This is a genomic window from Alkalicaulis satelles (genome assembly GCF_008630495.1).
GTDB classification, from domain to species: Bacteria; Pseudomonadota; Alphaproteobacteria; order Caulobacterales; family Maricaulaceae; genus Oceanicaulis; species Oceanicaulis satelles.
This window is the reverse complement of sequence record NZ_VWOJ01000002.1, coordinates 399,494-418,938: the sequence shown is the minus strand read 5'-3', so window position 1 is coordinate 418,938 and position 19,445 is coordinate 399,494. Positions and strand designations below refer to the sequence as shown.

The 19,445-nt window shown below is 70.5% G+C and carries 16 protein-coding genes; 9 read left to right on the top strand and 7 right to left on the bottom strand.

Annotated elements, in window-relative coordinates:
• Positions 1-49: 49 nt before the first annotated feature.
• Positions 50-487 (top strand): acyl-CoA thioesterase, encoded by a 438-nt coding sequence (locus F1654_RS07670; RefSeq protein WP_150022937.1) that lies wholly within the window; start codon positions 50-52, stop codon positions 485-487.
• 144 nt (positions 488-631) lie between these two features.
• On the opposite strand, the gene trxA is transcribed toward F1654_RS07670, so the two are convergent.
• The 6 genes from trxA to tsaE form a co-directional block, all read right to left on the bottom strand.
• Positions 632-952 (bottom strand): thioredoxin TrxA, encoded by a 321-nt coding sequence (gene trxA, locus F1654_RS07665; protein ID WP_150022936.1) that lies wholly within the window; start codon positions 950-952, stop codon positions 632-634.
• A gap of 92 nt (positions 953-1,044) precedes the next feature.
• Entirely contained in the window at positions 1,045-4,695 is a 3,651-nt protein-coding gene (locus F1654_RS07660) for a UvrD-helicase domain-containing protein (protein ID WP_150022935.1), read from the bottom strand.
• Positions 4,695-7,754, bottom strand: coding sequence for a double-strand break repair protein AddB (addB, locus tag F1654_RS07655; RefSeq protein ID WP_150022934.1), 3,060 nt, complete (start codon positions 7,752-7,754; stop codon positions 4,695-4,697). Before addB ends, F1654_RS07660 begins: the two co-directional genes overlap by 1 nt.
• A complete protein-coding gene (locus tag F1654_RS07650) occupies positions 7,751-8,479 on the bottom strand; it encodes a nucleotidyltransferase family protein (protein WP_233205187.1) in 729 nt (242 codons plus the stop codon). Before F1654_RS07650 ends, addB begins: the two co-directional genes overlap by 4 nt.
• Positions 8,476-9,576 carry an aminoglycoside phosphotransferase family protein gene (locus F1654_RS07645; RefSeq protein WP_233205186.1) on the bottom strand — a complete coding sequence of 367 codons (1,101 nt, stop codon included), beginning with the start codon at positions 9,574-9,576 and terminating at the stop codon, positions 8,476-8,478. Before F1654_RS07645 ends, F1654_RS07650 begins: the two co-directional genes overlap by 4 nt.
• A complete protein-coding gene (gene tsaE, locus F1654_RS07640; RefSeq protein ID WP_150022932.1) occupies positions 9,560-10,018 on the bottom strand; it encodes a tRNA (adenosine(37)-N6)-threonylcarbamoyltransferase complex ATPase subunit type 1 TsaE in 459 nt (152 codons plus the stop codon). Before tsaE ends, F1654_RS07645 begins: the two co-directional genes overlap by 17 nt.
• 130 nt (positions 10,019-10,148) lie before the next feature.
• On the opposite strand from tsaE, the gene F1654_RS07635 reads away from it, so the two are divergent.
• From F1654_RS07635 to F1654_RS07625, 3 genes are all read left to right on the top strand, one after another.
• On the top strand, positions 10,149-11,366 hold the full coding sequence (locus tag F1654_RS07635; RefSeq protein ID WP_150022931.1) for an NAD(P)/FAD-dependent oxidoreductase: 1,218 nt from the start codon (positions 10,149-10,151) through the stop codon (positions 11,364-11,366).
• A gap of 60 nt (positions 11,367-11,426) precedes the next feature.
• Entirely contained in the window at positions 11,427-11,747 is a 321-nt protein-coding gene (locus F1654_RS07630; RefSeq protein ID WP_150022930.1) for a 2Fe-2S iron-sulfur cluster-binding protein, read from the top strand.
• Between the two features lie 98 nt (positions 11,748-11,845).
• The gene (locus tag F1654_RS07625) at positions 11,846-12,412 is read left to right on the top strand and encodes a hypothetical protein (RefSeq protein ID WP_150022929.1); all 567 of its coding nucleotides are present in this window, start codon (positions 11,846-11,848) and stop codon (positions 12,410-12,412) included.
• Positions 12,413-12,418: 6 nt separating this feature from the next.
• Here F1654_RS07625 and F1654_RS07620 read toward each other — a convergent pair whose 3' ends face one another.
• A complete protein-coding gene (locus tag F1654_RS07620; RefSeq protein ID WP_150022928.1) occupies positions 12,419-12,781 on the bottom strand; it encodes a DUF2794 domain-containing protein in 363 nt (120 codons plus the stop codon).
• A gap of 304 nt (positions 12,782-13,085) precedes the next feature.
• Between F1654_RS07620 and F1654_RS07615 the strand changes: the two genes are divergently transcribed.
• From F1654_RS07615 to F1654_RS07595, 5 genes are all read left to right on the top strand, one after another.
• Positions 13,086-13,841 (top strand): ABC transporter ATP-binding protein, encoded by a 756-nt coding sequence (locus tag F1654_RS07615; protein WP_150022927.1) that lies wholly within the window; start codon positions 13,086-13,088, stop codon positions 13,839-13,841.
• Positions 13,838-14,578: an ABC transporter permease gene (locus F1654_RS07610; protein ID WP_150022926.1), complete on the top strand. Its 741-nt coding sequence runs from the start codon at positions 13,838-13,840 to the stop codon at positions 14,576-14,578. The genes F1654_RS07615 and F1654_RS07610 overlap by 4 nt, the downstream gene beginning before the upstream one ends.
• Positions 14,575-16,422: a Gldg family protein gene (locus tag F1654_RS07605; RefSeq protein WP_150022925.1), complete on the top strand. Its 1,848-nt coding sequence runs from the start codon at positions 14,575-14,577 to the stop codon at positions 16,420-16,422. Before F1654_RS07610 ends, F1654_RS07605 begins: the two co-directional genes overlap by 4 nt.
• Positions 16,419-17,468 carry a DUF4340 domain-containing protein gene (locus F1654_RS07600; RefSeq protein WP_150022924.1) on the top strand — a complete coding sequence of 350 codons (1,050 nt, stop codon included), beginning with the start codon at positions 16,419-16,421 and terminating at the stop codon, positions 17,466-17,468. The genes F1654_RS07605 and F1654_RS07600 overlap by 4 nt, the downstream gene beginning before the upstream one ends.
• A 170-nt stretch (positions 17,469-17,638) precedes the next feature.
• Complete coding sequence (locus tag F1654_RS07595; RefSeq protein WP_150022923.1) at positions 17,639-19,426, top strand: hybrid sensor histidine kinase/response regulator; 1,788 nt, start codon at positions 17,639-17,641, stop codon at positions 19,424-19,426.
• Positions 19,427-19,445: the final 19 nt, after the last annotated feature.

Below are 19,445 nucleotides of genomic sequence, written 5' to 3'. Positions count from 1 at the left end.
GCGGCATAAGGCGTGTCCCGCCCTGTCATTTCCAGCCGGACCGCATCTTATGAAGCCTGATCCCCACCGCCTGATTCGCGCCAGCTATCCGCTCAGCGTCATTGTGCCCACCCGTTTTCGCGATCTCGATACGCTGGGCCATCTCAACAATGTGGCGCTGGGCTCGTTCTACGAGGAGGGCCGCGCCCATCTCAACCGCGCCGCCTTCCCCCAGGAGATGCGCCATGAGAGCGGGCTGCGCATGCTGATCGCGGACGTGCATATCGCCTATCTGGCCGAGGCCTTCTATCCTGGCGATATCGAGGTGGCCGCCGGCATCAGCCATATCGGGCGGTCCAGCTACACCATAGCCCTCGCCCTGTTCCAGAAGGCGCAGTGCGTGGGCACGTGCGAGACCGTGCTGGTGGTCACTGATGGCACAGGCGCCATGCCCATCCCCCCCGCCCAGCGCGCGGCGCTGGAGGGGTTGATGGTGCAGGCGGGGTAGGAGCGCAATCGGCAAAAGTGGGAACCGGTTTTCGGATAAATTGCGCTCCAGATCAGAGACCTGGAGCGTGCGGCCTGACGTAGTCAGGTCAAACGCTCCAGGGCGCCCGGACAGCAGGCGGCGTTCTGTCGGAAAGCCGCGCCCTTACAGCGTGCTTTCGACCCATTCCACGAGCTTGGTCTTGGGCAGGGCGCCGACCTTGGTGGCCGCCGGGGCGCCGTCCTTGAACAGGATCATGGTGGGGATGCCGCGCACCCCATATTTGGAGGGCGCCATCGGGTTCTCGTCGATATTGATCTTGGCCACGGTCAGCTTGCCGGCCATGTCGTTGGAGATTTCCTCCAGCGCCGGGGCGATCTGGCGGCAGGGGCCGCACCATTCGGCCCAGAAATCCACCAGCACCGGGCCGTCAGCCTTGAGCACGTCGGCGTCAAAGGAATCGTCGGTCACCGTCTTGGTCGCCATCGCGGGTCGCTCCTTCATGGGTTATCGGGGCCGCCCGGATGAGGCCGGGACGGTCGGCATGGCGGCAGAGGTAGGAAAGCGCGCCCCCGCGGTCAAGCGCGCGCCCTGCCCGCCAGCCGCGCCAGCATGGCGTCCAGCTGCCCTGGCTCCAGCTCCATCAGGCGCGGCCCGTCGGTCCATAACAGGGCGCAGCGCACGGTCTTGCCAGGGTAAAGCCCCTGCAGCACCGCGCGATAGGCGGCCATCTGGGCCACATAGGCGCCGGCCACCTGATCGGCGGTTTCCGGCGGCGGTCGGTTGGTCTTGTAATCGACGATCATCACATCGTGATCTGTGACCACCAGCCGGTCGATCTGGCCGTGAATGATTACATCACCGGGAAGGCCCGGCGCGCGGCCCGACACCGATACTTCGGCGCGCGAGCCCGGCGCGAACAGGGCTGCAAATTGCGGATCGTCCAGCACGCGCAGGGTTTCGGTGATGATCTCTGTGCGCTGGGCGCCGGTCAGATCGCGCTGGGCGGCGAGATAGCGTTCGCCCGAAGCGGCGCGGCGCTCAGGCGGCAGATCGGGCAGGGTCTGCAACAGCTTGTGGATCAGCGAGCCGCGCCGGAAGCGGGTTTCCGCGCCCTCGGCCAGGGGCGAGAGCGAGACCGGCTCGAACCCGCCCGCCTCGTCGTCCAGCAGGCGCGAGGGCGCTGCGGCGCGCGGCGCGGCGGGTTCCGCCGGGGCGGGTGCGCGCATCCACCCCGGTTCGGCAAGGGCGGTCTGCAACGCCTCGGCCCGGCCCAGAGCAGCGGGCGCCTCGCCCAGGCGCAGCCCGGCTTCAGGCTCCCAGCCATAGCGTGCGGCCAGCGCGTCCAGCGGTGTGGCGCATTCGCGCCAGCCTTCGCCGCGCCAGCTGCGCGAGCACCGGTCATGCCAGCTGCCCTCGGCCACGCGCCCCTCGCCATGGCCCTGGCGGTAGCCGCACACCACCAGCCGGTCGCGCGCACGCGTCAGCGCCACATAGAGCAGGCGGTTATACTCCCCGTCCTGATCCAGCTCGGCGCGTTCCTTCATGGACTGCACCAGCGGCGGCACGGCTGAACTGTCCGGCGCCCAGATCAGCCCGGCGTGGGCGTGGGCATGGAGCCCGCCCTTGGGCGGTTTGGGCAGGGAGGTGGTGTCGGGCAGGAAGACGATTGGGGCTTCCAGCCCCTTCGCGCCGTGCACGGTCATCACCCGCACCTCGCCGCGCCCGGCCTCCATCTCGCGCTTGATCTCGCCGCTGTCAGCGGCCATGGCCGCTGCGAAGCGCGCCAGCGAGGGCGCGCCCTCGCGCTCATGGGCCAGCGCACGCGAGAGAAACTCCTCCACCGGATCGCGCGCCTCCTCGCCCAGCCGGGCGTAAATCCGCGCCAGCCGGCTTTCGCCGGTGGCCGAGGCGCCGGTCAGGAAGCCGGCGAACAGGGCGTAGGGCGCGCGCGTCTCCACCTGGGCGCGTAAAGAGTCCAGCGCCGCGCGCGCTTCGGCGAAACGCGGATCATCGCTATGGCGCAGCTTCTCCCAAAGGCCGCGGCCCGGGCGCCGGGACAGGGCGTAGAGCGCGTCGTCATCAATCAGGGGCTCGGGGCTGGAGACCGGGTGGAAGAGCGGGCTTTTGAGGATTTCGGCCAGCGCCAGATCGTCCTCGGGCAGAAGCAGAAAGCGCGCCAGCGACAGCAAATCCTCCACCACCAGCTGGTCGGGCAGGGTCATGCGGTCGGCGCCGGCCACCGGCACGTTCTTCATCTTCAGCCTACGGATAATCTCCTCGAACAAGCCATCGCGCCGGCGCACCAGCACCAGAACATCACCCGCCCCGGCCGGGCGCTGGCGCCAGGGCCGGCCCTCTTCCCACACCGCATCGCCACGCGCGATGAGGGCCGCGATTTCGCCAGCGACGGCTTCGGCCAGCTGGTTGCGCGCCGAGGCGTCGGTTTCGGCATCCAGCGGACCGTACTCCTCGATCACGTCTTCAGCCGGGCTTTCCGGACGGGGAATGGCGGGCCAGATCTCCACGCATCCCGGCATGCCCTGACGCGCGGCGCGGTGGGGCGCATAGCGGTGGAAGGCCAGCGCGTCGCGCTCGGTCTCCGTCTCCGGATCGGTCATCAGGAGCTTGCGCTCCAGAAGGCTCGCCGCGTCCTTCAGCTCCGGCGCGCCCAGCGCTGCGGCTTCGGCGGCGAAGGCGGCGTCCACGGCGGCAAGCACTTCCGGCGCGGAGCGGAAGGAGGCGTCCAGGGCCGGGCTCGCAAAGTCCAGCCCGGCGCCTTCGGACAAGGCCTGCAATTGAGCGCGCTGGGCCAGGAACAGGCGTGGATCGGCCTTCTGGAAGGAATAGATGGACTGCTTCTCGTCGCCCACGCAGAACACCGTACGCAGCCCGCCGTCAGTGCGCGCGCCGGCGCCGGAGAAAAACTCCTCGGTGAGCGCATTGACCACCGCCCACTGGTCCGGCGCGGTGTCCTGGGCCTCGTCCACCAGCACGTGATCAAGCCCCGCATCGAGCTTGTAGCGCACCCAGGCGCCCAGCTCGGATTGTGTCAGAAGCGCCCGCGCGCGCACCACCAGATCAGCAAAATCCACCTTGCGCAGGCGTTTCAGCCGCGCCTCGTACTGCGCGATCACCGCCAGCGCGATGCGCAGGGCGGCGCGGGTGGCGGCGTTGGCGCGGGCCGCGGCGATGGCGGGCAGCACCTCGTCATTGATGCGGTGGCGCTCATTGCCGTCCTCGCCATAAAGCGTGGTCAGGATGCGGTAGCGCTCGCCCAGCGCCTTGCCATAAAGGCTTTTGGGCGCCTTGAAGCTTCCCGCCTTGGTCAGCACCCAGTCCAGATAGGCGTTGATCGCCTCCTCGCCCGAGCGGGTGGCCGCATCGAGCACTTCGGCCAGCGCCGCCGTGCTCTTGGCCTCGGTGACGCTGCTGCCCGACTGCAGGGCGGACAGGGCGGCTTCGAGATCCTCCACCGGCGTTTCGTCCCAGGCGGCCTCCAGCGCGCTTGCTTCATCCGTATCAGGATGAACTTTCAGCGCAGCGCTCGCCCGGTCCATCAGCGCCTCAGGCGATCCGGCGGCTTCAAGCGCGGCGCCCAGCTCATGGCGGCGCGCCAGGGCGAAGGCGGCTATGTTTGCAGGGCCTTCTGCGCCGCCCGCATCCAGCGCCTGGGCGATGGCCTGCGCCATGGGGCCGGAAGGATCGCGCGCCGCTTCGCCATACACCGCCTCGACGGCCTCGGCGGCCAGCGCGCTGGCGTTCTCCTGCACCTCAAAGCCCGGCGCCAGCCCCGCCTCCAGGGGAAAGCGGCGCAACAGACTCTCGCAGAACGCATGCAGGGTCTGGATTTTCAGCCCGCCGGGGGTCTCCAGCGCGCGCGCGAACAGGCGCCGGGCCGCGGCGATGTCCTGCGGGGCGCCGTCCCCTCCGGTGAGTGCGGCCATTTCCTCGCGCAGCTGCTCATCGGGCAGCACCGACCAGGCGCCCAGCTTGCGGAACAGGCGCGACTGCATCTCCCCGGCGGCGGCCTTGGTGAAGGTGACGCACAAAATGCGCTCGGGCGCGGCGCCGGCCAGCAAGAGGCGCGCTACCCGGTCCACCAGCACCCGCGTCTTGCCCGATCCGGCATTGGCCTCCACGAACACGCTCGCACGCGGATCGGCGGCGGCGCGCTGGGCGGCGCTGGCGGCCTCGACGACGGCGGGATCAAAACCGGGCGCGCTCATCAATCCTCGCCTCCGCCCTCGCCGGGCGCGCTCGCCCACTCCTTGCGGCGGGCGAGATGGTCATAATCGCCGTAGGTATTGGTCCATTTACGCCGCGGCTGGCTGAGATACTCCGTATCCGGATCATCAAAGCGCGTGATCCAGTCAATCAGGTCCTCACGCGCTTCGTGCATCTTGTCGGCGGCCTCGTCCGAGCCGGGGCTGGTGATGATGGAGGCGGCCTCGCCAGGCGTCTTGCCGCCCCCGGCCTTGAGATAGATCAGATCGCCCGGCTCGTGGCGCGGACAATCCTCGAACCCGCCCTCGGCGGCGATCAGGGCGGTCAGCGCCAGCTGGGGCGCGAAGAAGGCGTAGGCTTCATTGGCGCTGGGCGCGCGGCCGGTCTTGTAGTCGATAATATCCAGCGCCCCGTCCGGGCGCATGTCGATCCGGTCGGCGCGCGCGGTAATCTCGAACGGCCCGCCGGGCGCATCGTGCAGGGTCAGCTTGCCTTTTTTCTCAATGATTTCGGGCAGGAATCCCGCCCGGCGGCGCTCTTCCTCCCAGCTCACCACAAAGCGCGCGGCGCGCTCAAACCGGGCAAGCTCCAGACCCAGAAGGTCTTCAGGCATGCCCGCTTCCAGCAGCGCGGCGCGCCCCTCGCTCACCAGCCGGTCATGGGCGTCGCGGGGCAATTCGCTGGCGGTCCCCAACCCCTTTACCCAGCGCTCGAAGGCGCGGTGATAGGCCGATCCGCGCTCGGCCGGACCGGCGGGCTGGTCGGGCGCGTCCAGCGTGCGCAGCTTCAGGATATGGCGTGCGAAAATGGCGTAAGGGTCGCGCACCCAGGTCTCGATGGCGGTCACCGGCAGGGCTCTGGGGCGGTGCTCCACGGCGGGCCGGGGCGCGGGCGCGCGCACCGATGTGCGCTGCGCCGGGTGGTCCAGGGCGCGCGCCAGCGCCAGATAGTCTGTATCCGGATGAAGCGCCGCATCAGCGTCCGCCCCCAGCGCCCCGCGCGCCAGGGTTTGCAGCCGCCACAGCCAGCGTGAAGCCACGGTGGGGGCGCCGTCCACCTTGGTGGAGCGCGTCAGGATCACCTCAGGCAGGCAGGCCAGCTGGGCGAAGTCGTGGGCGGCCAGGCCAAAGCGCTGCTCGGGCGCGCCCAGCCCGGCGCGCGCGCGCATGCCGGGGCTCAGGAACGGATCGATCTTCGCCCCCGCCGGCCAGACGCCTTCATTCAGCCCGGCCAGGATCACCCGGTCGGCGCTGATCAGGCGCGCTTCCAGCGGACCCAGCACCTGCAGGCGCGGATGCCCGCCCGCCCGGGGCCGCACCATGCGCGCGCGCGCGGTCTCCAGCAGCGCCCCGGCGAAATCATCCAGCGTCAGCGCGTCCAGCGCTTCGGATTCATGCAGGAAGCCGCGCACCAGCCCGGCGGCGGCCTCGCCCGCATCGCCCGCCCAGACCCGCTCGGCGCCCGCCCGCTCGGCATCGCGGGCCAGCGTTTCCGCCGCCCGCGCCAGCGCTTGCGCCCACGCCGCACAGGGCTGTTCGCCCGAAAGCTCCGTCAACGGAGCAAGCGCGGTCAGCGTGACGTCGATCAGGTCAAGAAAGCGCGCGCGGCGCGGCTCCATCCAGTCAGGCAGATCGCCGGTCTCCACATGCGCGCGCAGCTGCGCCGTGCTGCGCCCGGGGCGGCGTCCTCTCAAACACCAGCGCTCCAGCGCCATCAGGTCCAGCGACAGCGCGGCGCGCGCCTCGCCCAGCGCCAGCAGCGGCGAGGCGTAGAGCGCGATGAGGGCCAGCGCCGAGCCGGGATCGCGCGCGGCGTCGAGGATGCGCATGAGAAAGGCGCCCGGCGGCGTGTCGGACAAAGGCGCGCCGGCGGAATCGTCCAGCTCCACGCCAAAGCGCGCCATCTCCACGATCACCCGGCGGGCCAGCGCCCGGTCGGGCGTGACCAGCACGGCGCGCCGGCCGGGCGTTTCCAGCGTTTCACGCAAGGCCAGCGCCACCGCGCGCGCTTCTTCGGCCGGGGCCGGCGCCTCGATCAGGCTGAGCCCGGCCAGCGCCTGGGCGAATGCGTCCTCGCCGCGTCCGGCGCGGATGGCGTCCACCTGGTTGAGCCAGTCGCCGGTGGCTTCGGCCGGGCGCAGCGCCTCGGCGATCACCCGCGCGCGCGCCGCCGCCGCGGCGCCGGGGCGCGCCCAGGGCCAGGCGGGGATGGCGCGGTGATCAAGCTCCATGCGCGCCAGCAGCGCCTTCATGGCGCGCTGGGGATGAGTGTCGTCCACGGCGGCCCAGGCCGCCTCGTCCATGCCGGTATCCAGACCGGGCAGCACCACCGCGCCCTTTGGCAGGCCCGCCACCACGCTCAGAAGATCGGCCGCCGCGGGGATCGAGCCGGTGGAGCCCGCCGCGATCACCGGGCCTTCAGGCGGATGCTCGCGCCAGCGTCTGGCCAGCGCGCGCAGGAGCAGCGAGCGCCGCCGAGCGGGATCGGTGAGGCCCAGCTCCGCCAGCCGGGCGGGCCAGGCTGTCAGGATGATGTCGAGAAACAGCGCGGCTTCCTGGCGGTGGGCGGGCAGGGCGGCGCGGATATCGTCTGTCAGGGCGGAGAGGTCTTCGACCTCCTGGGTGGCGAGATCATCGATCAGGCGCGCCAGATCGCCGGCCAGCGACAGCGCGCCGCCCGCGCTCATGGACCGCCCGGCGGCGGTTTCGCGCGCGCCGATCAGACGGGCCAGCTCGAACTGGCGCTGCAGAGGCGAGATGGCGTCTGGCGCGGCTTCGGCGAGCTCTCCCGGCTCGAACGGGGGATCGTCCGCGTCCACATCCCCGATGGGCCGGATCATGGGCAGAAGCGCCGCGCCTGGTCCGTCTTTCAGCGCAGCGAAGGCTTCGGCCAGCGCCCGGCCCGCGCGCCGCGTGGGCGCCAGCACGGTGACGCCGGCCAGGATTTCGGGATCGGGGAAGGCAGCGTGCAGTCCCTCGGCCAGCGCTGTCAGGAAAGGCGCGCCTGCCGGAAGCGTAAAGACCCGCGGTGCGGGGGAATCGAACAGGGCGCTCTGGCTCATGGATCGGAGCGTAGCCGATTCTCCGCCGCGTCTCGCGCATTCGGATCGCCCACATGCATCCAGAACGCGTTCATCACCTGCCCGAAGACGCGGCCCTGAGCCAGCCCCCGGTCCCACAGCCGGTTGGTGGAGAAGGGCTCTTGCGGCCAACCCTCAAGCACGCGCGGATGCATCACCATCACCCCGGCATAGGCGAAGGGCGCGCGCGCCGCCGCGCCCCGGCGGGTCAGGCGGCCATCTTCGCCGAGGAAGAAATCGCCCGGCCCGTCAAAGCCCAGCGTGCGCTCCAGCGGCGCCAGCATGAGCAGGAAATCCATGATCTGCGGGTCAAACCCCGCCGCCAGACGGACCAGTTCGGGCACAGGCCCGTCGGCCCACACCGCATCGATATTGGCCACAAATACCGGCTCACCGCCCAGCGCGGGCGCAGCCTTGACCAGCCCGCCGCCGGTTTCCAGCAAGCCATTGCGCTCGTCAGAGATTTCGATGGCGGGCGCGGGGCGGGTCTGGAGATGGGCTTCCAGCCCATCGGCGAAATGATGGACATTGACAATCGCGCGCGCCACACCCGCTGCGGCCAGCGCGTCCAGCGTCCAGTCGATCAGCGGCTTGCCCGCCAGCGTGACCAGCGCCTTGCAGCGGTCATCGGTGAGCGGACGCATGCGCGTGCCGCGCCCGGCGGCCATCACCATGGCCGTGGTGACGGGGGGCGGGGCGAGGCTCACTGATCGGCCTCGGCATAGACGCCGGGGGCGGCCTCGCGCACCAGGGCGCGGATGTCATCGAGCGCCGGATGGGCGATGTCGCGCACGAAATGGCGCGCCACGCGCGGCAGGAGCTGGAGATAGCGCGGCTTGGAATCGCGCCGGGCCAACCGCACGAAAATGCCCAGGATCTTGGCGTTGCGCTGGGCGGCGAGCACGGCGCAGGCCGCATCAAACGCATCCCTGTCGGCCAGGCCTGCGGCGGCGAAAAACCGGTCGGCCAGCGGCCGGGCCAGATCCGGCGACACGTCCCGTCGCGCATCCTCGGTCAGGGAGACAAGATCATAGGCCGGATGGCCGAACAGTGCGTCCTGAAAGTCCAGAAGCCCCACCTGCGCCTCGGCCTGGCGTTCGGGCAGCCAGATCAGGTTCTCGGCATGGAAATCGCGCAAATTGAGCCCCGGCGCATGGGCGTCCAGCACCGCGAAGGCCTTGGTCCAGGCCGCTTCGAAGGCGGCGCGCACGCTTTCGTCGGGCTTTGTGCCGCGCTCGGGCGCATACCAGTCCAGAAACAGTTCGGTTTCGGCCAGCAGCGCCTCGCGGTCATAGGCCTGTATGGCCCAGCGCTGGCCGAAGGCTTCGGGCCCGGCCTCGAAGCTGGAGCGGTAAAGGGCGGCCAGCGCATCCACCGCGCAGGCATAGAGCTTGCCCTCATGGGCGCGCTCAGGGATCAGGCGGGCATACAGATCATCGCCCAGATCCTCGATCACCAGAAAACCCGCCTCATGATCGGCGGCGTACACCACCGGGGCCGACAAGCCGCGCGCGGTCAGCGCGCCGGCCAGCGCCGCAAACGCCGCAGTGTTATTGCCCGCCAGGCGCGCGCGGGCGTTATAGCCCAGCGCGCGGCGCTCAAAGGCGCTGGCGCCGGGCGGGCAGGCGGGGGCTTCCGAAGCGCCGGGGGCATCCATCAAAAGCGCCGTGCGGCCATGGCGCGACAGGCGGGTATAGCGCCGGGTGGAGGCGTCGCCGGGAAACGCGGTCTCATCGGCGCCCGCCCATCCGGCGGCGCTCAGAAGCTCGGCGCGGGCATGCGCGCGGTCAGGCGAGGCGGTCAAGGCGCGTCTCCCAGCTGCCATGGGCGGCAAGATGCACATCTCGCCCGCCTGATGGCGTCTCTTCAAGGCGTATCTCCAGCCGGTCCGCCGGGCGCCAGGCGCCGAGCCGGTCAGGCCACTCGATCAGCGCCGCGCCATGGTCCAGCGCCTCGTCCAGGCCCAGCTCGTCCAGCGCGGACGGGTCCTCCAGCCGGTAGAGATCGGCGTGGAGCAGGAGAAAGCCGTCCCCGGCCTCATAGCTCTGCACCAGGGTATAGGTGGGGCTCGGCGCGTCTGTCTCGCCGGTCAGCGCCGCGATCACCGCGCGCGCCAGCGTGGTCTTGCCCGCGCCCAGATCACCTTCCAGCAGCACCGCATCGCCGGTTTCCAAGAGGGCGGCCAGCCGCGCGCCTAGCTCGGCGGCGGCGGCGGGGTCAGCCAGATGAAGCGTCAGCGTGCGCATGGACGCGCTGATAGCCCGGCCTGCGCAAGTCCGGCAAGGCGCGAGCAGACCGCTGGACTTCACCGCTTGACTTCAAAGCCCCCGCGCGGCGTGCTGGCCATCCTGTCTCAAGGAGCGGAAGCAGCCAGACGTGTCAGCAGGGATTGTCATTATCGGGGCCGGCCAGGCCGGGCTGTCGGCGGCGGAAGCCCTGCGCAGGCGCGGCCATGCCGGTCCGGTCACGCTGGTCGGCGAGGAGGACGCCCCGCCCTATCAGCGCCCGCCGCTCTCCAAGGCCTATCTCTCCGGCGAGCTGCCCGCCGACCGGCTGTGGCTCAAGCCGCCCGCGTTTTACGAGACCGCGAAGATTGATCTGAAAACCGGCGTGCGCGTCACGGCCATCGACCGGGCGAAAAAGCGGGTGATCACGGCCGAGGGCGAGGCCATCGCCTATGACCAGCTGATCGTGTCCACCGGCGGCGCGGCCCGGCGCCCGCCCATCCCCGGCGCGGACCTGCCCGGCGTGCATGTGCTGCGCACGCTGGCGGAAGCCGACGCGCTCTCGGGCGCGCTTGGCCAGGCGCGCCGGCTGGTGATCATCGGGGCGGGCTATATCGGGCTGGAAGTGGCGGCCAGCGCGCGCAAGCGCGGGCTGGATGTCGCCGTGTTCGAGGCCGCCGATCAGGCCATGGCCCGTACCGCAAGCCCGCTTCTGGGCGGCTGGTTCGGCGCCCTGCACCGCGGCTATGGCGTGGATCTGCAGGTGCGCGCGGGCGTGGCCGCGATCACCGGCGCCGAGCGCGCCGACGGGGTCAGGCTCGCCGATGGCGAGCGGGTGGAGGCCGATGTGGTGCTGCTGGCCACCGGCCTGACGCCGGGGGTGAGCCTGGCCGAAGCCGCAGGTCTCAATTGCGCTGACGGCGTGCTGGTGGATGGCGATGCGCGCACCAGCGATCCGGACATATTCGCCATCGGGGATGTGGCGCGCTTTGACTCCGCCCTCTATGGCCGCTCACTGCGCCTTGAGTCCGTCCAGAACGCCATCGAGCAGGCCAAGGCCGCGGCTGCCGCCATCACCGGCGCGCCGGCAAGCTATGATCCGGTCCCGTGGTTCTGGTCGGACCAGTATGACCTCAAACTGCAGATCGCCGGCCTCATCGAGGGCGCCGACCAGATGGTGCGCCGGGGCGATCCCGAAGAGGGCCATTTCGCCCTGTTTCACTTTAAAGACGGCGTGCTGATCGCCTGCGAGGCGGTCAACCGGGCGCCTGAATTCATGGCCGCCCAGCGCCTGATCGCCGCGCGCGCCCGGCCCGATCCGGACCGGCTGCGGGACGTGACGGTGGCGATGCGCGAATTCCTGTCCTAAATACCCCGCCATGACAGCGGTGCCGCGCGCCGGCCAGCATGGGGACTAAACAGGATATTCATGGCGAAAATCACCTATATCGAGGCGTCCGGAACCGAGCATGTGGTGGACGTGGAGACGGGCCTGACCGTGATGGAGGGCGCGATCCGCAATCTGGTGCCGGGCATTGACGCTGATTGCGGCGGGGCGTGCGCGTGCGCCACCTGCCATGTCTATGTGGACCCGGACTGGATGGCCCGCACGGGCGGGCGCGAATCCATGGAAGACTCCATGCTCGATTTCGCCAGCGATGTGCGGGACAATTCGCGTCTTTCGTGCCAGATTAAGGTAAACGAGGCGCTCGACGGGCTGGTCGTGCGCCTGCCTGAACAGCAGGGCTGACGGACGGCGCGGTCTCATCCGCGCCTCCAGGATCCGCGAGGGGGCGGTTCCGGAGCGTTCATCCGCCCGGCCTTGGCATCGAGCGAGGGGACGCGCGCGTGACGGGACGGACCAGCCATTTTGGCGCCTGTGCAGCGCTGGGCGTTGTGTGCCTGGCGCTGGCGGCCTGCTCGGAGGGAAACGCCCCGCGCCAGGCTGAAGCCGGCGAGGACCGGTATGCGGTCTATCACCTGACCAGCCTGACCGCCCTGCATGGCGATCTGCATGTCTCGCCGGGCGCCGGCGTGTTCATCGAGTTCGGCCGGGCCGAAGCGGTCATCGCTTGCGAGGCGGACGCCATGATGTGCCAGGAATGGCCCTTCGTGTTCGCCTGGCCCGAACGTGGCGCGCCGCCTTCCGGAGGCTGGAGCGCAGGCGGATATGAGTTCCGCATCGCCGGGCAGGGTCCGCGCAGTTTCTGCGGCCGCACGCGCGAGGCCTATCTGGTGGAAGGCGCCAATGAGGCCGGCTGGGCGACGCGGGTCTGGTATCACCCTGATTTCGGCGTTTACGCCGTGATGAGCGGCCAGGCCGAGGACGGCGAGCTGGTCACCGTGGAGCGCGCCTATACCACCTGTGACCGGGGGCTCTACGCCCGGTCGAACCGGGGCTGGTGGCCGTTCTGAAGGCGCTCACTCGGGTGAGATGGACCCCCAGCTCAGCTTTTTCAGCTGCCGGTCGAACACGCCCAGCACCGCGTCCAGCTCGTGGCCGCGTTTGAGGATCAGGCCGCCTGCGCTGACCACCTTCCAGGCGCCCTGGCGGCGCGCATCGGCGGGCGTCTTGACGATGCGGTAGAGCGGGTATTCGGCCGCATGGCGGTAGATGGAGAACTCGGCCCGGTCTTTGAGCCCGTCAATGGCGTAATCGCGCCATTCCCCGCCCGCCACCATCATGCCGTAGAGCCACAGAATGCGGTCCAGCTCCCGGCGGTCGAACATGACCTTGTCCTCACGGGGGCGGGGCAGGCCGGGCGGTGTCATCGAGCCGTCCATATGTTCATGAACCCGAGCTTACAGAGATTTCATGCACTGCCGCAATCCGGCCATGTTTTGGTCCTTGCGCAGCCGCACCCCATGCCCACCTTCATCCCTGCCGGTCAGTGCGGTCAAGGCCGCCGGGTCTGGATTCACAGCCCCCCCAGCCCCCCGGATCCGGAGGGTTCGCACTGACCGGCGCTTCCCTTTCCAAATTCATACGAAATTCACCCCCCGAACGGCGCCGGAACGGTGGCGCGCGCGCGCGCCATGCGATATCGCTGAAGGGTCTGATGTCCGCAGCTCACATGTCCCGCGCGCCATGATCCTCGCCGATGCCCTGGTCAAGACCTTCGCCGGCAAGACCGCCGTGGACCGGGTGTCGTTTCAGGTGCGCCAGGGCGAGGTGCTGGGCTTTCTCGGCCCCAATGGCGCGGGCAAATCCACCACCATGCGCATGATCGCCGGCTGTCTGGAGCCCGATGGCGGGCGCGCCGCCGTGGCCGGGTTCGACAGCGCCATGCAAAGGCGCCAGGCGCAGAGCCAGCTGGGCTATCTGCCCGAGGGCGCGCCGGCCTATCCGGCCATGACGCCGCGCGGCTTTGTGCGCTTTTCGCTTCGCGCGCGCGGGTTTTCCGGCGCCGGCCTGGAGGCCGCCGCAGAGCTGGCGCTGGCGCGCGCGAGCCTGGGCGCGGCGGCCGAGCGGCCCATCGGCACGTTGTCCAAGGGCTATAAGCGCCGCGCGGCGCTGGCCGCGGCCATCGCCCATGACCCGCTGGTGCTGATCCTCGATGAACCCACCGACGGGCTCGACCCCAACCAGAAGGACGGGGTGCGCGCCCTCATCACCGCCATGGCGCCGGACAAGGCGATCATCATCTCCACCCATCTCCTGGACGAGGTCGAAGCCATCTGCACCCGCGCGATTCTCATAGCGGGCGGGCGGGTGATGGCTGACGAGACGCCCGGCGCGCTGGCGAAACTGGGGCCGCAGGGCGATCTGCCTTCGGCTTTCCGCGCGCTCACAGCGCCCAGCGGCGAGGTTATCTCCCACCGGCCCGGGCGGCGCGCCACATGACCGGTCTCAACGCCGTCTACCGCCGCGAGCTGGCGGCCTATTTCCAGACCCCTCTGGCCTGGGTGTTCCTGACCGTGTTCGCCATCGCCGCGCCCAGCCTGACCTGGCGCGCGGGCCGCCTGTTCGAGACGGGCCGGGCCGATCTCGCCCCGCTGTTTGACTATCTGCCCTGGCTCTTGCTGGTGCTGATGCCGGCGCTGGCCATGCGCGCCTGGGCCGAGGAGCGCGACCGGGGCACGCTGGAAACCCTGCTGGCCAGCCCTATCGCCCTGTGGGAGGCGGCGCTGGGCAAGTTCCTGGCCGCCTGGAGCGTGGCGGGCCTGGCCCTGATGCTCACCTTCCCCTTGTGGATCGCCGTCAACTGGCTGGGCTCGCCCGATAATGCGGCCATCGCCACCGCCTATTTCGGCGCGCTTCTGCTGGCCGGGGGCTATCTGGCGGTGGGCCAGGCCCTGTCGGCGGCCACCTCCAATCAGGTGATCGCCTTTGTTCTGGGCGCCTCGGCCTGTCTTCTGATCACGCTGGCCGGCCTGCCTTTGGCGCTGGACGCCCTGTCGGCCTGGCTGCCGGGCGCAGCCGCCGAGGCGCTGGCCGAGCTGTCGGCGCTGTCACGCTTTGAATCGCTGCGGCGCGGCGTGATCAGCCTGCCCGATATGGCCTATTTCCTCAGCCTCATCGTGCTGGGGCTGGGGGCGGCCATGACCCTCATTGATGCGCGGCGCGGAGGCGGGCGATGAGCGCGGGACGCTTCGTGGCGGTGATGCTGGCGAGCCTTCTGATCGGCTTCGCCGGCTTCAACCTGTTCATGCGCGCCAGTCTCGAGGGCGTGCGCCTCGACCTCACCGAGGACGGGCTCTACGCCATCTCGCCCGGCGCCATGGAGGTGATCGGGCGCATTGGCGAACCGGTCAGCCTCACCTTCTACTATTCACGCGCTGAAGCGGCCCGCTACCCGGCGCTCAGGGCCTATGGAGCGCGCGTGCGCGAGCTGTTGCGCACCCTGGCCGCGCGCTCAGGCGGACGGCTCTTGCTGGAAGAGATCGACCCTGCGCCCTTCTCTTCGGATGAAGACGCCGCGCTGGCCGCCGGGCTGTCGCCGCTGGGCGCCGAGGATGGCGGGCAGATTTTCTTCGGCCTCACCGCGCGCAACGCCCTTGATGAGTTACGCGCCATCGCCTTTTTCGACCCGGCCAATGAGGCGCGGCTGGAATACGAGATCATCCGTGCGGTCACCGAGCTGGAGCGCGAGCGCACCCCGGTCATCGCCATCGCCACCAGCCTGCCGCTGGCGCCTGCACGCGGCGGGGCGCCGTCCAACCCGATCATCGCCGAGCTGGCGCAGGCCTACGAGATTGTCTGGCTGGACAGTGATTTTGACGCCATCCCGGCACAGACCGACGCGCTGTTCCTGCTGCATCCCGAACCGCTGGACGAGATCCAGGCCTATCTCATTGACCAGTTCGTGCTGGCGCGCGGGCGGGTGCTGGCGGCGGTGGACCCGCTGTCTCATTTCGCCCTCAAGCCCGGCCCGGACGGGCTGCCGCCCCTGCGCGCTCAGCGCTATTCCGATCTGGGCGGGCTCCTGGCCCATTGGGGTGTGCTCTACGACACCAATACCGTGGCCATGGACGCCGAGGCCGGCCTGCCGGTGCAGATCCAGGAAGGCGGGCGCACGCGCATGCGCGCCTATCCGCTCTGGTTCTCCGTGCCGCCCTCCGGACTTGATCAGGACCTGCCGGCCGTGGCGGCGCTCTCGCGCGGGATCAATCTGGGTTCGCCCGGCGCCATCTCGCCTGCGCCGGGGCTGGAAGACCGCTTCTCGGCCCTCATCATCACCGGACCCGAAGCCGCGCGCGTGGATGTGGACCGGGCCGCCGTCTCGCCCTCGCCTGAAGAGCTGATGCGCCAGTACGAGCCCTCGCCCGACGCGCCGCTGGTGATCGGCGCGCGGGTCTCGGGCCGCTTTCCCAGCGCCTTCCCCGACGGCCCGCCGGCAGGCGAAGGGATGTTCGCCCCCGGCGCTCACCTGTCCCAGTCGCAAATACGCTCCGAGATCGTGATTCTCGCCGACACCGATCTGTTCGATCCGGCCTTTTTCCGGCGCAGCGACCCGGTCCAGGGCGAGCAGGCGGTGGCTGACAACGCCGCCCTGGTGCTCAATCTGGCCGACTGGCTGGCGGGCGATCCCGCCCTGGTGGGCCTGCGCGCCCGGGCCAGCTCCGACCGGCCCATGACGCGGGTGGAGCGCCTGCGCAGCGAGGCCGAGGCGCGCTATCTCGCCCTGGAAACCACCCTGCAGTCCGATCTGGCCGAGGCCGAGGCGCGCCTGGCCGTGCTCAGCCGCGCCGGTCAGGCCTCGGCGCTGGGCGGGGCGGCGGGCGACTCGGCGCGCGAGGCGGATGCCTTGCGCGCGCGCATTGCAGAAGACCGCGCCCGGCTGCGCGCCATCGAGCGCGGCTTCCGGGTGGAGATTGATGCGCTGGAGCGCGCCTTGATGTTCTGGACCCTGTGGGTTCCGGCCGGCGGGGTGGCGCTGGCCGGGCTGGGCTTCGGGCTGTACCGGCGCTGGAGGCGCTCATGAGCGATTATGAGACCACGCCGCCCGCCCTGACCGCGCCGGCCATGCGCCGGCGCCGCCAGGCGCTGATCGCCGCGGGCGCGGCCCTGGCGCTGCTGCTGGCGGGCGCTGCTGCGCTGTGGCTCGACATGGCCTCGGGCGCGCCGCCCAGCGCGTCGGGACCGGTGGCGCCGGGCTGGGCGTCGTCGGCGGGCCGGGCCGATCTCATCGAGGTGATCACCGCCGGTGACCAGTTCATCATGCAGCGCACGGACGCAGGCTGGGTCATGCCCTCGCGCGGCGGCCACCCGGTGCGCCCCGAACGCATCGCTGCGCTGGACGAGGCGCTGGGCGGGCTGAGCTTTGCGCGCGCCCTGACCCGCGATCCCGCCCGCTTCGCGCGGCTGGGCGTGGATGATCCGCTCGAGGGCGGGGCGGGGGTGCGCCTGAGCGTGCTGGATGAAGACGGCCGCACGCTGGTCTCGCTGATCGCCGGCGAACGCCGGGGCGAGGACGGCCTGTATCTGCGCCCCTCCGGCGCCGCGCGCGCCTTCGCCGTGCGGGGCGTGCTGCCCGATCTCGCCGATCCGGGCCGCTGGCTGGGGCTGGATTTCTGGGATCATGATCCGGCGGTGATGGCCGAAGCCAGCATCCAGCCCGAGACCGGCCCGGCCTATGGCCTCAAGCGTTCGGGACCCGCCGAGCGCCATCACGCCCTGACCGCGCCTGAGGGCTGGCGCCTGATCACCGCAGGGGCCGGCAATGGCGTGGCCAACGCCAGCGCCCGGCTGCGCTTCCGTGATGTGCGTCCCGAGCAGGACCTGACCGGCGCCTTCACCGCCCGCCACGCCGCCTCCACCTTTGACGGTCTGGCCTGGCGCTTCGACTTCCTGGCCGAGGGCGAGGCGCGCTGGGCGCGCATCGAGGTGCGCGCCCTTGACCCGGAGGGCGAGGCGCGCGCCGAGGCGCTTAACGCGCGCACGCGGGGCTGGGCGTTTCTGGTCAGCCCGGACGCCTATGAGCGCCTGACCCGGCCACTGGCCGAGCTGGCCGAGCCGGCCGGGGACTGACCGGCGCAAACCGGGATCGTTTCGTACGAAAACCACCCGTTTCGGTACGAAAACGGACGTGTTTGGTACGAAAATCGCGCTTTCTAACACGTATTTCGTGCAGGCTTTCCCGGCGCTATCCCCCCATTTGGCTGCGAAGCGTTAACGCCTGCCATGGCATGTTCGCGACCATGAGCGCGCCCAGTGATTCCGCCCCTTCGAACCGGCCCGGCCCCGCCCAACTGCTTGAGGCGATGAGTGAAATTCTGGCCGCCAGCGGGCCGGACGGGACCCTGGCCTATGTCAATCCGGCTTTCCTGGCCGTGTTTGGCGGCGCAGCGGGCGACTGGCTGGGCCGCGATCTGGACATTGCGCTCCAGGGTCTTGATTCAAAGCGCCTTTTTGAATGGACCCGGGCGCCCTTGCCCGGCGGCGGGGTGGTGGCGCTGGGCCGTGATGTAAGCGCCGCCCGGGAGGCGGCGCGCGGCAAGAGCGTGTTCTTCGCCTCGGTCACCCATGAGCTGCGCACGCCGCTGGCGGGCGCGCTGGGCGCGGCGGATCTGCTCCGCGAGACCGGGCTCAAGCCTGACCAGATGGCCTATCTCGACGTGGTGCGCGCCAGCGCCGAACACGCCCTGCGCCTGATCGACGACATCCTTGATTTATCTAGACTTGAGGCGGGCGCCCTGGCCCTGCGTCCGGAGCCTGTCGATCTGCGCGGCCTGATTGAGGATGCGTGCGAGATGCTGGCCCTGCGCGCCGCGCAGAAGGGGCTGACGCTCGATCATGTGATCTGCCCGGACGTGCCTGAACTGATCCGCGCCGATCCGGGCCGGGTGCGCCAGATCCTGTTCAACCTGGCGGGCAATGCGGTGAAGTTCACCGATTCCGGCGGGGTGCTGGTGGAGGCCGAATACCGCAAGGGCGCCATACGCTTGAGCGTGCGCGACACCGGACCGGGCATCAGCGAAGACGATCAGACGCGCCTGTTTGAGCATTTCGAGCGCGGCGCCCAGGAAGGCTCCGGCGCGCCCGGCGCAGGGCTGGGCCTGGCCATGGTGCGCCGCCTGGCCGAAGCCGCTGGCGGGCAGGCGGGGATCAGTTCCAGCCCGGGCGCCGGCGCTCTGTTCTGGTGCCAGTGGCCTGCTGAAGCCCTCGCCCCGGCGCCCCGGGCGCGCCCTCTGGCGGGCCGCACTGTGCTTGTGGCGGCGCCGGAAGCTTTTCAGCGCCAGGCGTTGGCGGCGCAGGCTTCATGTCTGGGCGCCCATGCGCTGGCGGCTGAAGACATCGAAACCGCCTGGGCGCTGGCGGCGGATCAGACCGGCCCCCTGACCCTCATTCTCAGCGAAGCCTGGGCGGACGAGGCCGGCGGGCTGAAAACCGCTGCGCCGCGCGCGCGCCTGCTGGCGCTGGCCCGTCCCGAGACCAAGGACTTGTTCAGCGCCGCGGCGCGGCCGGCCGGGTTTGACGGCTGGCTGGTGGCGCCGGTGCGCTTGCGCTCTCTGGCCGCTTTCGCCGCCGGTCAGGACGCGGACGCCGCCCCGCCCAGCACCGCCGCAAAGGCCCCGGTCCGGGGCCGGCCGCTGGCGGGGCTGAGCGTGCTTCTGGCCGAAGACGACCCTGTCAACACCTTGATTGCGCGGACGGTTCTGGAGCGGCTTGGCGCGCGCGTCACCCACGCAGCAGACGGACGCGCCGCCGTGGAGGCGGCCGCTGGCGGCGAGCATGACGCGGCCATTCTCGATCTGCGCATGCCGGTGATGGACGGGCTCGCCGCCGCGCGCGCCATCCGCGCCCTGCCCGGCGCGGCCTCCGCCATGCCTCTCGCGGCGCTGACCGCCAACGCCACCGAGGCTGACCGCACGCTGTGCCTGGCTGCGGGCATGGACGCTTTCCTCACCAAGCCGCTGGACCCGGACGTGCTGGCCGATGTCCTGACCGGCTTGTGTGCGCCCCAAAACCGCGCAAGGCTCGCCTGACGCTTCACAGGATGCCGCC

Excerpts from the sequence above, each read along its gene's own strand:
- F1654_RS07670 (WP_150022937.1), top strand. The coding sequence starts at position 50 with ATGAAGCCTGATCCCCACCGCCTGATTCGCGCCAGCTATCCGCTCAGC.
- trxA (WP_150022936.1), bottom strand. The coding sequence starts at position 952 with ATGGCGACCAAGACGGTGACCGACGATTCCTTTGACGCCGACGTGCTC.
- F1654_RS07660 (WP_150022935.1), bottom strand. The coding sequence starts at position 4,695 with ATGAGCGCGCCCGGTTTTGATCCCGCCGTCGTCGAGGCCGCCAGCGCC.
- addB (WP_150022934.1), bottom strand. The coding sequence starts at position 7,754 with ATGAGCCAGAGCGCCCTGTTCGATTCCCCCGCACCGCGGGTCTTTACG.
- tsaE (WP_150022932.1), bottom strand. The coding sequence starts at position 10,018 with ATGCGCACGCTGACGCTTCATCTGGCTGACCCCGCCGCCGCCGCCGAG.
- F1654_RS07630 (WP_150022930.1), top strand. The coding sequence starts at position 11,427 with ATGGCGAAAATCACCTATATCGAGGCGTCCGGAACCGAGCATGTGGTG.
- F1654_RS07620 (WP_150022928.1), bottom strand. The coding sequence starts at position 12,781 with ATGGACGGCTCGATGACACCGCCCGGCCTGCCCCGCCCCCGTGAGGAC.
- F1654_RS07615 (WP_150022927.1), top strand. The coding sequence starts at position 13,086 with ATGATCCTCGCCGATGCCCTGGTCAAGACCTTCGCCGGCAAGACCGCC.
- F1654_RS07610 (WP_150022926.1), top strand. The coding sequence starts at position 13,838 with ATGACCGGTCTCAACGCCGTCTACCGCCGCGAGCTGGCGGCCTATTTC.
- F1654_RS07605 (WP_150022925.1), top strand. The coding sequence starts at position 14,575 with ATGAGCGCGGGACGCTTCGTGGCGGTGATGCTGGCGAGCCTTCTGATC.
- F1654_RS07600 (WP_150022924.1), top strand. The coding sequence starts at position 16,419 with ATGAGCGATTATGAGACCACGCCGCCCGCCCTGACCGCGCCGGCCATG.
- F1654_RS07595 (WP_150022923.1), top strand. The coding sequence starts at position 17,639 with ATGAGCGCGCCCAGTGATTCCGCCCCTTCGAACCGGCCCGGCCCCGCC.